The sequence below is a fragment of the Flavobacterium dankookense genome (genome assembly GCF_004362665.1).
Classification (GTDB): domain Bacteria; phylum Bacteroidota; class Bacteroidia; order Flavobacteriales; family Flavobacteriaceae; genus Flavobacterium; species Flavobacterium dankookense.
In genome coordinates, this window is sequence record NZ_SNXR01000014.1 from 160510 (window position 1) to 175629 (window position 15120).

Annotated in this window: 10 protein-coding genes and 1 tRNA gene; 8 read left to right on the top strand and 3 right to left on the bottom strand. The window is 32.3% G+C overall.

Translation table 11 applies throughout. The features are described from left to right. The first annotated feature begins 41 nt into the window (after positions 1 to 41). Both BC748_RS09155 and BC748_RS09160 read left to right on the top strand, forming a co-directional pair. Positions 42 to 3371, top strand: coding sequence for a DUF7619 domain-containing protein (locus tag BC748_RS09155; protein ID WP_133533189.1), 3330 nt, complete (start codon positions 42 to 44; stop codon positions 3369 to 3371). Between the two features lie 9 nt (positions 3372 to 3380). After that, positions 3381 to 7109 (top strand): T9SS-dependent choice-of-anchor J family protein, encoded by a 3729-nt coding sequence (locus BC748_RS09160; protein ID WP_133533190.1) that lies wholly within the window; start codon positions 3381 to 3383, stop codon positions 7107 to 7109. Positions 7110 to 7142: 33 nt separating this feature from the next. Here the strand turns inward: BC748_RS09160 and BC748_RS09165 are convergent, their stop codons facing one another. After that, on the bottom strand, positions 7143 to 7619 hold the full coding sequence (locus BC748_RS09165) for a TspO/MBR family protein (RefSeq protein ID WP_133533191.1): 477 nt from the start codon (positions 7617 to 7619) through the stop codon (positions 7143 to 7145). A 78-nt stretch (positions 7620 to 7697) separates the two neighbouring features. Between BC748_RS09165 and BC748_RS09170 the strand changes: the two genes are divergently transcribed. The 6 genes from BC748_RS09170 to BC748_RS09195 all read left to right on the top strand — a co-directional run bounded on the left by BC748_RS09170 (position 7698) and on the right by BC748_RS09195 (position 14000). Further along, positions 7698 to 8789 (top strand): diphosphomevalonate decarboxylase, encoded by a 1092-nt coding sequence (locus BC748_RS09170; RefSeq protein WP_133533192.1) that lies wholly within the window; start codon positions 7698 to 7700, stop codon positions 8787 to 8789. Between the two features lie 2 nt (positions 8790 to 8791). Continuing rightward, positions 8792 to 9730: a mevalonate kinase family protein gene (locus tag BC748_RS09175; RefSeq protein WP_133533193.1), complete on the top strand. Its 939-nt coding sequence runs from the start codon at positions 8792 to 8794 to the stop codon at positions 9728 to 9730. A gap of 10 nt (positions 9731 to 9740) precedes the next feature. Continuing rightward, complete coding sequence (locus tag BC748_RS09180) at positions 9741 to 10667, top strand: geranylgeranylglycerol-phosphate geranylgeranyltransferase (RefSeq protein ID WP_133533194.1); 927 nt, start codon at positions 9741 to 9743, stop codon at positions 10665 to 10667. Positions 10668 to 10825: 158 nt separating this feature from the next. Then, positions 10826 to 11731, top strand: a complete 906-nt coding sequence (locus tag BC748_RS09185; RefSeq protein ID WP_133533195.1) for a pseudouridine synthase — start codon at positions 10826 to 10828, stop codon at positions 11729 to 11731. A gap of 71 nt (positions 11732 to 11802) precedes the next feature. Continuing rightward, a complete protein-coding gene (locus BC748_RS09190; RefSeq protein ID WP_133533196.1) occupies positions 11803 to 12165 on the top strand; it encodes a nuclear transport factor 2 family protein in 363 nt (120 codons plus the stop codon). Between the two features lie 68 nt (positions 12166 to 12233). Then, positions 12234 to 14000 carry a DUF885 domain-containing protein gene (locus BC748_RS09195; protein ID WP_133533197.1) on the top strand — a complete coding sequence of 589 codons (1767 nt, stop codon included), beginning with the start codon at positions 12234 to 12236 and terminating at the stop codon, positions 13998 to 14000. A 36-nt stretch (positions 14001 to 14036) separates the two neighbouring features. On the opposite strand, the gene BC748_RS09200 is transcribed toward BC748_RS09195, so the two are convergent. Together BC748_RS09200 and BC748_RS09205 are read right to left on the bottom strand one after the other, a co-directional pair. After that, complete coding sequence (locus tag BC748_RS09200) at positions 14037 to 14768, bottom strand: hypothetical protein (protein WP_133533198.1); 732 nt, start codon at positions 14766 to 14768, stop codon at positions 14037 to 14039. A 213-nt stretch (positions 14769 to 14981) separates the two neighbouring features. Next, a tRNA-Leu gene (locus BC748_RS09205) sits at positions 14982 to 15063 on the bottom strand. Positions 15064 to 15120 lie beyond the last annotated feature (57 nt).

The following is a 15120-nucleotide window of genomic DNA, read 5'->3' on the forward strand; positions in this document are numbered from 1 at the left end:
CATTAATTTATATATTTGGAAATCAAATCAATCAACCTTTTATGAAAAAACAATTACTATTCTTTGTTCTGTTATGTTTAAGTTTTGTTAGTCATGCACAATTTCAAACACCAACACCTCTTGTAGTGTGTGATGATAATAATGATCAATTTTCTACATTTGATTTAACTACTAAAATCCCTGAAATATTAGGGAATGAAAATCCGAATGATTATAATGTCAATTTTTATTCTTCTTTTTCGGACGCCCTTAATGACGCTAATGTAATCTCAAATCCAAATAATTATGTAAATGTTTTTTCAGCAGTACAAACATTAGGAGTTAGAATTACTAACATTATAACTAATTCATTTGATATAGTAACTCTTGATGTTAGAGTATTACCATCTCCAGTATTTGGTGCTCCAATACTAAATGCTTGTGCAGATAATGGTGTTTATGTATTTGATTTAAGTAGTGTAGAAGAGCAAATTTTGTCTCCAACCAATATTGACCCTGGTGATTTAACATTAGCTTTCTATATGACGGAAATTGATGCTCAAACTAATAGTAATCCTTTACCCTATTATTATACTACGCAGGAACCTCTTAGTGTAATTTATCTAAAAGCTACAATAATAAATTTTGAATGTGACTCTGTTTATGCTTTAACACTGGTTGGAGAAGATTGTGGCGGTGGACCTTGTGAAACGCCTACAAATATATTTATTGAACAAACTACGAGTAATTCATTTAATTTAGATTGGTCAGCTGTTGCTGGTGCTACATATGAAGTATATGTAACTGCTTATGATGGTCCTGATCCAACTCCAAATACGGTTGGTACTAGTACTGGTAGTGTTAGTAACTATGCCATAACAAACTTAGATTGTAATTCAGTATTCAAATGTTTTGTTCGTGCTATTTGTTCAAATGGTGGAACTTCTGAATGGTCTAGTGCTATTCTTTTTGAAACGGTGGACTGTACTGGTGGACCATGTGAAACGCCTAATAATTTAGTCGTAACTAATGTTACTTCAACATCAGCAATTATTAGTTGGGATGGTAACTTGAATACTAGTTGGGAAATTTATTTGAGTGATGCTAATAGTGAAGCACCAACTGCAAACACGGTTGGAATTGCGGTTAATGTTAATCCATATGAAGTTACTGGCTTAGTATGTGGCACTGCTTATAAATACTATGTTCGTTCGCTATGTGATAATGAAGTGTCAGCTTGGAGTGGAGGATTTACTTTTCAAACTTATGGCTGTAATTCTTTCATTCCTATTACTGTAAATAATAATGCTACACCTGCTGAATTAGTGATTAATGTTTTATTGAGCAATACATGTGCGGTTGCTACTAACATAGTAACGCAAGGCAGCTGTGGTGTTGGCTATTTTACTAACAATGGTGGTCAATTTCCATTTGCAGAAGGAGTTGTTATCCGTTCGGGTTATGTACCTAATTCTGGAGGCGCTTATACAGCTGTTAATGAAAGTAGTAGTTGTTCTCAAACGGGTGATGTTGATTTAACAGGCATTGTAGCATCTTTAGGACAGTCAGGTACAGTAACTGATGCTACTTCAGTTAAATTTAATTTTACTGCTATTTCAAATTTATTGTCATTTAATTTCCTTTTTGCATCTAATGAATATGGAAGTTATCAATGTAACTTCTCTGATGTATTTGGGTTTATCTTAACTGATATCGAAACAGGTGTAAAACAAAACATTGCTTTAGTTCCTGGGACTAATACACCAATTTCTACTACTACTATTAGAAATAATACTCATAACGGAAGTTGTGTTTCGGTTAATCCGCAATTCTTTGATGTTTATAATGTAAATAATCCCGCTAGTACGACTAACTTTAAAGGACAAACGGTTCCAATGACGGCATTTGCTGCTTTAACACCTGGCCGTCAGTATTCTTTGAAATTGGCAGTTGGTGATTATAATGACACTATGTTTGATTCGGCAGTGTTTATAGAAGGTGGCAGTTTTGCTTTTGGTAATCAATGCCAAGATAATATACAATTAGTAGCTTTTGTTGATAGTAATAATAACGGAACAAAAGATAATGGTGAAGTACCATTTTCGCAAGGAACATTTAATTATGTAGTTAATAATGATGGGAATGAAATTATAAACCAATCGTCTAATGGAGCGTTCTATATCTTCCCAGAAGATGTCACTAATAGTTATGACATTACGTTTTCGGTTTATCCAGAGTTGGCAACATATTTTAACACCTCAACTTCGTTTATCGATGTAGTTCATGTAACTGGTGGAGCTAATATTTATTATTTCCCGATAGCTAATCCAGTAGCTTATAGTGATGTTGAAGTGGCGGTAACGTCTTTTCAATCACCAAACCCAGGATTTACTTATTATAACACAATCATTTATAAAAACAATGGTATTACTCCAGCTACAGGAACGCTAGAGTTTATACACGACAGTGTGTTAACGCTTGCAGGTGTGTCTGAAATAAGCATTACCCCTATTACAAATGGATTTACATTTGAATATGCTGATTTATTACCTGGAGAAACACGTACGATATATGTGTATTTTACTGTTCCTACTATTCCAACGGTTAGTTTAGGGCAAATGGTTACAAATACATTAACATCAACAAACACTGGTGATATTGCTCCTGCTAACAATAGCTTTGAATTTACTCAAGAAATAGTTGGTTCTTATGATCCAAATGATAAACAAGAAGCACATGGTGGTACTATCGGAATTGATGAGTTTACTGCAAACGATTATTTATATTATACGATACGTTTCCAAAATACGGGAACGGCTAATGCACAGTTTGTTCGTTTAGTAGATGATTTAGATACTAGATTTGATGCGACAAGTATTAGAATGGTTGCTGCCAGTCATAATTATACTTTTACAAGAACCGACATGAACTTAGTTTGGAAATTTGACCAAATCAATCTACCGCCACAGATGGTAAATGAAGAAAAAAGTAATGGTTTTGTACAGTTTAAAATCAAATTAAAACCAGGTTTTGAAGTGGGTGATATAGTTCCTAATACAGCTGAGATTTATTTTGACTATAATCCTGCTATTGTTACCAATACTTTCAATACGGAATTTGTAGAAACATTAGGCAATGATGAATTTACAACTGCAACAATAGCGGTGTATCCTAATCCTGCTAGAGATGTTGTTACTATTAGCAACATGGGCACAGAAGGAATTAGTCAAATTACTATTTATGAAGTAAGCGGTAAGAAAGTGTTTAGCCAAACGAAATCTTTTGATGCTCTAACGACTATCAATGTTTCTGATTTTGCCAAAGGAATATACTTGGTAGAAATAGTATCTGAAAATAAAGTAAAATTGACTAAGAAGTTAGTTATTAAATAGATATAAATAATGAAAAAAATAGTAAACCTAGTTATTATCCTTTTGATAGGAATTTTCAATGCTTCTTACGCTCAACAATGTAATTCTGTTTTTACCGATAATGGAGGAGCAATTGCAAATTATTCTAATGATGCCAACATTACAACAACCATTTGCCCTAATAATGCAGGTGATTTTGTTACCGTTACCTTTACTTCATTTAACACAGAAAGTACTTGGGATGGATTGTATGTTTATGATGGTAACACTATCACTGCTCCGCAAATAGCAAGCACTAATGGAGTAGGAAATGGTCCATTAACGATGCCTGGCGCCTTTTGGGGAACTGCTATGCCTGGTCCTTTTACATCAACTAGCCCAGATGGTTGTTTAACCTTTCGTTTTTTAAGCGATGGTGCATTTAATGAAGCAGGATGGTTTGCTAATGTAACTTGCACACCATTTCCAGTTTGTGCAAAACCAAACAGTTTGAATGTTTCAAATATTACTGCAACATCTGCTTTGTTGAATTGGAATCAATTACCAAATCCTGATGCTAGTGTTGCTACTAATTGGGAATATTTGGTTTTGCCTTGTGGTGTTCCACAACCAATGGATACTACTATTGGAGTTAGCACTAGTAGTAATCCTTTATTAATTTCTGATTTAGAACCTAATACTTGTTATGATGTCTATGTTAGAGCGGTTTGTAATGCTAATGAAAAAAGCGAATGGTCAGCTAAGATTAGTTTGCGAACACTATGTTTACCATTAACTTTTCCATATATAGAAACATTTAACAGTAACTCAGCAACCGAAAATTGTTGGACAGTTGTAAATCTAAATAATGATAATGATGCTTGGGATTTAAACTATACACAAAACCCATTTGACGGTAATCAATCTGCAATGATGTATACTGATGGTAATGGTGGTGATAACAATGATTGGCTGATTTCTCCTCAAGTAGCACTTACAGGAAACCAAAGATTACGATTTAGATATAGAGTCCAATCAGTTGCAGAACCTAATGAATTTAGAGTTATGTTATCTACTACTGGTAGTAATCCTGCTGATTTTACAGAAACTTTAATTCCATTAAATTCCTATAATAATATCCAATACTTAGAAAGAACTATTAATTTAAGTAACTATACAGGAATTGCTAATATTGCATTTCATGTTCGAACAGGAGTATTAGATGGCTGGAGATTATATATTGATAGAATTATCATTGAAAATATTCCAACTTGTTTTGAAAGTGCTAATATAGCTATGACAAGTAATTCGACAACTTCTGCTGAATTTAGTTGGACAGATAACAATAATACACCTCCACAGCAGTGGGAGTTATTAGCATTACCTTTTGGTTCTGACGAACCTAATTATTATTTGCCTGTAGGGACAGGAAGTTTAGTTACAACCAATCCTGCAACAATTTCAAACCTTATACCAACAACACAATATACATTGTTTATTAGAGCTATTTGTTCTGACACAGATAGAAGTGCTTGGACTTTAGGTTATAATTTTAGTACAGAACCTCCTAATGATGATTGTGCTAATGCTATCATTGTACCTGTAAACAATAGTTCAAGCTGTGCTCAGATAACATCAGGAACTATAAATGGTTCATCCGCATCAACAAATGCTTTACCCCAAGTTTGTGTTGGTACTGCAGATGATGATGTATGGTTTCGATTTATTGCAACAGATAATACTCATGCTATTGCATTACAAAGTGTTGTTGGTACAACAACAAATTTAAATCATGCTGTATATACGGGAGAATGTACGAATTTAACACCTATGTATTGTAGTGCTGCTAATCAATTTTCAAGTCTAGCAACTAATTTAACTGTTGGACAAACTTATTTTATTAGAATATATTCTAACTCAAATGTTGTGCAAACTGTTAACTTCGATATTTGCATCTCTACACCTTCAACCTGTGCTACTGCAAAGAGTGTTTGTGGTGTTAATGTTTTTGCTAATACCACTGGAGTTGGAAGTTTAGGTACTATAGGTTGTTTAAACACTTCTCCTAATGCAACTTTCTTTAATTTGAAAGTATCAGAGAATGGTCCAATAAATTTCTTGCTTACCCAATCTACCTCACTAAATGGAAATCCAAATTTAGATGTTGACTACGTAGCTTGGGGTCCATTTACATCACAGGAAATTGCTTGTAATGCTATAAGTAATGGTGCATTACCCTTAACTGGATTAACAACTGGTTGTAGTTATTCTCCTAATAATATAGAAACTTTTACTATTGCCAATGCACTAGCTGGAGAACATTATATATTATTAGTTACTAATTATAGTGATGAGCCTGGTTTTATAACTATCTCTCAAACGAATGTAAATGAGGTTGGCGCTGGTTCTATTGACTGTGATGGTATCCGATTAAATGCTTTTATTGATACTAATAATAATGGAACGCAAGAAACTGGTGAAGTTAACTTTCCATTAGGTCAGTTTCATTATGAAGTAAATAATGATGGTGTTGTACATAATATCATATCACCAACAGGACGTTATACTATTTTTGATACTGATGCAACAAATAACTACAGTATAGATTATTCTATCAATGCGGATTATACTGCTATGTATAGTGTTAGTACAAGTTATTCTAATGTGAATATTGCTACTGGTGGATTAACCACCTATAATTTTCCTGTTACAATAATCCAAAACTATGATGATATTGCTGTTTCGATAGCGCCTGTAAATGCACCAAGAGCTGGTTCTACTTATCAAAATAAAATCACAATTACTAATAACGGTAATCAAGCTATTGCATCAGGAATACTATCTTTTACTAATGATAATAATCTTACGATTAATAATATAACTCCAGCAGGAAGTTCAACTAACACAAATGGCTTTACTTATCCATTTAGCAATTTACTTCCTTTTGAAAGTATATCACTTATTGTTACGTTACAAGTACCAACTATTCCAAATATATCGATAGGACAATTATTAACCAATTCCGCAAATATATCATTTGATGACACTGTTGATGAAAATAATAGTTCCTCTTTAACGCAGGCAGTTATTGCGGCTTATGATCCAAATGACAAAACGGAAAGTCATGGTGAAAAAATTCTATTTTCATCATTTAACGAAGGAGATTACTTGGATTACACCATTCGATTTGAAAACACTGGAAATATTGCTGCATTGGAAGTTGTAGTTACTGATTTATTGGATGAAAAATTAGATGAGAGTTCATTAATAATGTTGTCATCAAGTCATAATTATACACTAGATAGGGTTGAAAAATTACTTACTTGGACTTTTAAAGACATTCAACTACCTGTATCTGTGCCAAATTCAACTATTGGAAAAGGTTATATTAATTTTAAGATAAAACTTAAACCAGGTTTTGCTGTAGGTGATATTATTCCAAACACAGCAAATATCTATTTTGATACCAATCCAGCAATAGTAACAAATACTTATGAAACTGAATTTGTAGAAACATTAAGTACTGTAGAATTTAACGCTACAACTATAACGCTATATCCTAACCCAGCCAAAGATAATTTCATTATTAGTAATACAGGTGCAGAAAGCATTACTCAAATTACTATTTATGAGGTTAGTGGTAAGAAAGTGTTTGGTCAAACGAAATCTTTTGAAACTCTAACAACAATCAATGTTTCTGATTTTGCCAAAGGAATATACTTAGTAGAACTAATCTCAGAAAACAAAACAAAATTAATAAAGAAGTTAGTTATACGATAAACAAAAAAAGTCCCGATTAATCGGGACTTTTTTTTATCGGTTTAAATACCAAACACTAAAGGTTAAAACAGTTGCAAAACTTACCCAAGCTAAATAAGGAAGTAAAAGGTAAGCTGCAATTTTATCAATATTTTTGAACTGTTTATACGTTTCATATATCATTAACCAAAGTAAAATAATTTCAATTGATGCTAAAAAAGGGTTTTGTAATCCAAAAAACAAAAAGGACCACAAGGCATTTAACGCTAATTGAATTAAAAAAAACAAAAAAGCTTTTTTAACGTTTATTTCATCAACTTCTAATTTGTTCCAAACTCTTCCTGCGGCATAACCCATTAAAATATATAACGCTGTCCAAACAGGTGCAAAAACCCAATTAGGTGGATTGAAACTCGGTTTATTTAAATCAGCATACCAAGTAGGTATATTTTCTCGAGTAACAATACTAGAAAAATATCCAACCGCTAAACAAGTCATTATTACAGTTGCTATTCTTAGAATTTTTTGCATGATAAAAAAGATTTAGCCAAATATACTATAGATTTATAAACTATTTTTAAAAAAAGTATCTTTGCCAAAAAATTAGTTATGGTTTCTGAAAAGGATTTTATTTCAACCGAAGTTGCAACAATTGAAAAAGGTGGTTTTCAATGGAGTGCGCCAAGCAATATCGCTTTAGTGAAATATTGGGGCAAAAAAGAAAATCAGATACCTGCTAATCCATCCATAAGTTTTACTCTGAATAATTGTAAAACGATTACCAAATTAGATTTCTCAAAAAAAGAAACAAACGATACATTTTCATTCGAATTATTATTTGAAGGAAAACCGAAAGAAGATTTCAAACCAAAAATTCAAAAATTCTTTGAACGTATTGAAAAATATTGTCCTTATTTAAAACAATATCATTTCATCATTGATACAGAAAATACTTTTCCACATAGTTCTGGAATTGCCTCATCCGCTTCAGGAATGGCAGCTTTATCGATGAATATTATGAGTTTAGAAAAAGCAATATCCCGAAACTTCGGGACAGAAATGACGGATGAATTCTTCTACCAAAAAGCATCTTTTTTAGCACGATTGGGTTCGGGAAGTGCGTGTAGAAGTGTAAAAGGAAATGTAGTTGTTTGGGGCGAACACAAAGAAATTTCAACTAGTTCTGATTTATTTGGAGTAGCATTTCCGTCGCAACTTCATGAAAATTTCCACAATTATCAAGATACAATTTTATTAGTAGATAAAGGCGAAAAACAAGTTTCGAGCACAGTTGGTCACGATTTAATGCACAATCATCCTTATGCTGAAAAACGTTTTGAACAAGCGCACACCAATTTATCGGCATTAAAAAAAGTATTAGAAAACGGAAATTTAAATGAATTCATCAAAATTGTAGAAAGCGAAGCACTGACTTTACACGCTATGATGATGACTTCAATGCCTTATTTTATTCTGATGAAACCGAACACATTAGAAATCATCAACAAAATTTGGAAGTTCAGAAACGAAACGAATATTCCTATATGTTTTACGCTCGATGCAGGAGCAAATGTACATGTTTTATATCCCGAAAACGTTAGCGAAACCGTTTTACAATTTATTAAGGGCGAATTAGTTGGCTATTGTCAAAATGGTAACTATATTTGTGATGCAATTGGAAACGGAAGTCAATTGATGTAACTATGAAAGGACCACTTTTTTATTCAAAAATTCTTCTCTTCGGAGAATATGGAATTATTAGAGATTCTAAAGGTTTATCTATCCCTTATAACTTTTATAACGGCGCTTTGAAAGTGGACGAAAATCCATCAACCGAAGCTATAAAATCAAACGAAAGTTTAAAACGATATGTTGGTTATTTGGAACAATTACAAAAAGACCAACCTGAACTAGTAACTTTCAATTTAGAATTACTAAAAACGGATATTGAACGTGGCATGTATTTCGACTCAAGCATTCCACAGGGTTATGGCGTTGGAAGTAGTGGCGCTTTAGTTGCTGCTATTTATGACAAATATGCCAACAATAAAATAACCGTTTTAGAAAACCTAACTCGTGAAAAGTTATTGCAGTTAAAGACTATTTTTTCTCAAATGGAATCGTTTTTCCATGGAAAAAGTTCTGGATTAGATCCTTTAAATAGTTATTTGAGCATTCCAATTTTGATTAATTCAAAAGACAATATTGAAGCTACTGGAATTCCATCTCAAAGTGCAACTGGAAAAGGTGCTGTCTTTTTGTTAGACTCTGGAATTGTTGGTGAAACTGCTCCAATGGTCAATATTTTTATGGAAAACTTAAAAGAAGAAGGTTTCCGAAAAATGCTTAAAAATCAATTCGTAAAATATACTGACGCTTGTGTGGAAAATTTCCTTGGTGGCGATATGAAATCGTTATTCAAAAACACCAAGCAATTATCAAAAGTAGTTTTAAACAATTTCAAACCAATGATTCCTGAACAATTTCATGGCGTTTGGCAAAAAGGAATTGACACCAATGACTATTATTTGAAACTTTGCGGTTCTGGTGGCGGTGGCTATATTTTAGGTTTTACTGAAGATTTAGAAAAAGCAAAAAAATCCTTGAGTGACTATAAACTTGAAGTGGTTTACCAGTTCTAAAACTCATTACATGCTAACCCGAAAAACCAAACATTTACTGCTGAAAATAATCAGTATGTTTTCTGTGGTTAGAGGTTACAATATTCCAATAATTGCTTTAGCACAATATTTATCAGCAATATTTATACTTGCTCCCGAAAAACACGCGCTAGATATTCTTTTAGATTTCAATCTTTTTATAATTGTTCTAGCGTCAAGTTTAACCATTGCCTCTGGCTATATCATCAACAATTTTTACGACAGCAAAAAAGACCTAATCAACCGACCAAACAAATCAATGTTAGACCGATTAGTTAGTCAAAAAACCAAACTTCAAGTCTATTTTTCAATAAATTTTATTGTTTTCCTTTTAGCCTTTTTTGTCTCCATTCGAGCTGTGTTGTTCTTTTCTACTTATATTTTTCTGATTTGGTTTTATTCCCATAAACTCAAAAAAATTGTAGTTGTTGGCAATTTGACCGCTTCACTCCTTGCGGTTTTACCATTTTTCGCCATACTTCTTTATTACAAAAATTTTTACGAAGTCATTTTTGCCCATGCAACATTCTTATTTTTATTACTGTTAATCAGAGAAATGATAAAAGATTTAGAAAACATAAAAGGCGATATTGCTAATGACTACAAAACAATTCCTGTACTTTTTGGCGAGAATAGCTCAAAAAAAATAATCACGATACTAACTATTTTTACAATCATTCCAATCTATTTTCTAATTGAAATTTATGATGTTGGCTACATGGATAGCTACTTCTACATTAGTTTAATTGTCTTGATTTTTTTCTTGCAAATGCTCTGGAAGTCAAACGAAAAAGCAGACTATTTAAAACTGCACAATGTCCTAAAATTTCTAGTCGTTTCAGGTGTTTTTTGCATTGTTTTGATAAATCCTGAAACGCTCATTTACGGAAAAAAAATAATCCAAACTATTGCCAATTAGAAGCGAATCTGTCGGGCAATTGCTAAACCATTTTCCCGCTTTCCGTTTCAATCTCTTCGAGGATTTACACTTCAATCGGGGCTAAAATTTAAACCATAGCACTTAATTATACAATATAAGCATCTGAAATACGTATCTTTGCAGAAATAATAAAATTTATGAATAAGAAGGAAGGCAATAATAAGAAAACTAGTTCACGACCAAATAGTTCGCGACCAAGCTCTAACAAGCCAAAACCTGCAATGGCAAAACGCGCCCAAGGTCCAAAAAAAGTAAAACCAACAACAACTGATGCTTCAGCTCCAAAAAGAGCTCCAAAACCAGCTAGTAATAATACACCAAAACCATTAAAATCGGATGACATTCGTTTGAATAAATACATTTCAAACTCTGGAGTTTGTTCTCGTCGTGATGCTGATATTTATATTCAATCAGGCAATGTAAAAGTGAATGGACAAGTAATTACCGAAATGGGTTATAAAGTAAAACCTGGTGATGAAGTAAATTTTGACGGTTCTGTTTTAACTCCAGAAAGAAAAGAATATATTTTACTCAACAAACCAAAAAACTTCACCACTTCTAACGAAGATAACGATGATTATAGAAACGTTTTAGAATTAGTTCGTGCTGCAACCAAAGCTAAAATTCAACCCATCGGACGAATGGATAAAAACACCACTGGCCTTTTGGTTTTCACTAATGATACAGACATGATTAGAAAATTCAGTTTGCCTAATCAAAAATCGCCGAAAATATATCAAGTTTCTTTAGATAAGAATTTAAAATTTGAAGATTTAGAAAAAATATCAAATGGAGTAACACTTGATGGTCACAAACTATATGTTGACGAAATCAGCTATATCGAAAGCGAACCAAAAACCGAAATTGGATTAAAACTTAGAACACCTAACGTAAAAGTTGTACGCGCCATTTTTGAAAGTTTCAAATACGATGTTATAAAAATTGATCGTGTTGCTTTTGCTGGTTTAACCAAAAAGAATTTACCTCGTGGCAATTGGCGTTTTCTTACTGAACAAGAAATTATCAATTTGAAAAACGTTTAAAAAATACTACATTTACCCAATTAAAATCCTCTAGTTAGATAAAACAAGAGGATTTTTTACATAACTAAACTATGTCAACAGAAAAAAATTTATCCATTGCACATCTTTGGTTTGAAGCGTTTAATGCTCACAATCTAGAAAAACTTTTATCACTTTATGATGATGAAGCACAACATTTCAGCCCAAAATTAAAAATTCGCCATCCAGAAACCAATGGTTTAGTTATTGGAAAAGAAGCATTGCGAACTTGGTGGAAAGATGCATTTAATAGATTACCAAGTTTACACTATAAAGTAACTTCGCTAACTTCAAATTCAGATCGGGTTTTTATGGAATATACACGAACAGTCGATAACGAACCCGAAATGCTCGTGGCTGAAGTTCTAGAAATTAAAGAAGGAAAAATTATATTCTCTAGAGTTTATCACGGATAATTTATCATTCTATTAACTTGTGATTTCATTAAAAAACTATAGTTTTACTTTAACTAAACCAATATAATATGAAAAACTTACATTCGTTTCTAGCACTGATTTTAATTTCATTGCTTTTTGTAAACTGTAAATCGGAAGAAAAAGTTCAAGATTTTAAAACAATAACGGCAACTTACTTCAAAGAAAAAAACGAACTAAATCCTTTGGATGCTACTTTCAATGGTCAAAACGAACAAAACGACAAATTAGTTTTTGAAATGACGGATTCGTATCGCTCAAAAAAGAAAGCTTTTTTTGAAAAATACTTAACTGAATTAAAAAATATTGATTTCGAAAATCTTTCAGATGAAGAAAAGAATAGTTACGACATTATCAAATGGGAAGCTGAAGTTGGTATTTCCCTACTAGAAAAAAACGGAAATTTAATGCCAATAAACCAATTTGAAGGAACGCATTTAACACTAGGGCAACTTGCTAGTGCGGAAAGTGCGCAACCATTCAAAACCGTTGACGATTATGAAAAGTTTCATAAACGCATGGATTTATATACTGTTTGGATTGATTCTGCTATTGTTTATATGAAAAAAGGAATAAACCAAAATGTGGTTTTACCAAAAGCTTTAGCAATAAAAATTGTTCCTCAGTTTCAATCGTTAATTACTCCAAAAGTTGAGGATAATCTTTTTTATTCCAGCTGTAAAAAATTTCCAACTGAATTTACTCAAGAACAAAAGGATAATTTATCAAAAAAATACGCTTCAACAATTACTGAAAAATTAGTTCCTCAGTTTCAAAAAATAGTTCAATTTTTGAATGAAGAATACATTCCAAAATGTAGAGAAACAAGTGGAATTGGCAGTTTGAATGGTGGAAAAGAATTGTATCAATCTCTGGTAAAACAATGGACAACTACGACTAAAACACCTGAAGAAATTCATGAATTAGGCTTAAAAGAAGTAGCAAGATTGCGCTCTGAAATGGAAAAAGTGAAAACCCAAGTTGGTTTCAAAGGAACAATTACTGAGTTTTTTAATCATGTTAGAAATAAACCCGAACTAAAACCGTTCAAAAATCCAGAAGAAGTAATTGCTAATTTTGAAAAATACCACAAAATCATCAAACCGAATGTGGATAAACTTTTTTCATTACAACCAAAAACGCCTTTCCAAATTAAAAGAACAGAAGCTTTTAGAGAAAATACAGCAAGTGCAGAATATATGCAAGGTGCTGCCGATGGTTCACGTCCAGGAACTTTTTATGTTCCAATTCCAGATGTAAAAAATTACAACTACTATGCCGATGAAGATTTGTTTTTGCACGAAGCCATTCCAGGTCATCATTTCCAAATTTCACTACAACAAGAAAATCCCGATTTACCTGATTTTAGAAAATTCAATTGGTTTGGTGCTTATGGCGAAGGTTGGGCTTTATATACCGAAAGTCTTGGCAAAGAATTAGGTTTATATAACGATCCATATCAATATTTTGGGATGTTAGGTAGCGAAATGCATCGTGCTATCCGATTGGTTGTAGATACAGGTTTGCATAATAAAGGTTGGACACGCGAACAAGCCATCAAATATTCATTAGAAAACGAAGCCGAAAGCGAAGCCAGCATTATTGCTGAAATTGAACGTTATATGGCAATTCCTGGACAAGCTTTGTCCTATAAAATTGGACAGTTGAAAATTATTGAACTTCGCAAAAAAGCGGAAACAGAAATGAAAGACAAGTTCGATATTAAAGTTTTCCATCAAAATGTATTAGAATCTGGAGTAATGCCGTTAGCATTATTAGAAAAGAAAATCAATAACTGGATTAGTTCAAAAAAATAATTCAACAAAAAGTCCCGAAAATTTTCGGGACTTTTTTTATTTTATAATACTCTTTTCTAATGTGGAAAAATCTAACTCTTTTCCACTAACATCATAATAGGTGTTAATATATTTTAGCTTTCCATCATACTCTTCAATCTTTACATCTTGCTGATAAAAACCACCTTTCCACTCCACTACTATATTAAAAGAATATTCAGCAACACCAAAACTACTTGGCAATGTAGTTGCATAAATAAGTCGTCTTGATTTCAAATTTAAAGTATTGATTTCAAAATTTTCATAGGTTCCAATTTCTTGGCTTTTCAAATCAGGACCAGCATCATCATGGTGTCCAATTGTTCTACTTTTTCTACTAATATCTTTTGGATCATTATAAATATCTTTAATAGACACAATTACATCTTTTAGAGAATTGTTACCAATATTAAAAATATAAAATCGTAGTTGATGTGTGTATTTTGCTCCTTTTCCTTTTGATGTTTCTTCATCAGATAAATTCATATCTGTAATTTCAATCAAAGGAATATTATGACCAATCATGCTACTAAAAGAACTAGCCTTATTACCGTTTGAGGCTACATCCTTCAATGCAATTCCTTTATCATTTGGCGATAAACTGAGTTTTTCAATTTTTTTGTTAGCTTCTTCTAATTGCTTTTTTGTTTCTATTATTTCACTTTGGGCATTTGAGTTGCTTTGATACAAGAAAAAAATAGATAGCACAATTAGTAAGCATCCAAAAAATGCTAGTAATAGAGTTATCATAAGCGTTCGTTTGTTCATTATCCTATTATTGATAATTATTAATTAGCAAAAGTATTTTAACTTTAATTCATTATAAATTTTTAACGATTAATAGCTGATTTTTAAGACAAAATACATTTTAACATCATCAATGGTAATACATCGATTTTATTTACAGAAGTTAATCATAAGATTATTGTACAAAAAAAGCCCAAACTTTCGTTTGAGCTTTTGTGCGGATAATAGGACTCGAACCTACACGCCTTGCGGCACCAGATCCTAAGTCTGGCATGTCTACCAATTTCACCATATCCGCGAAATTATCTCACTAGATTAAAAATTCTCATTTGTGTTCGATGAATCTTCGATTTTG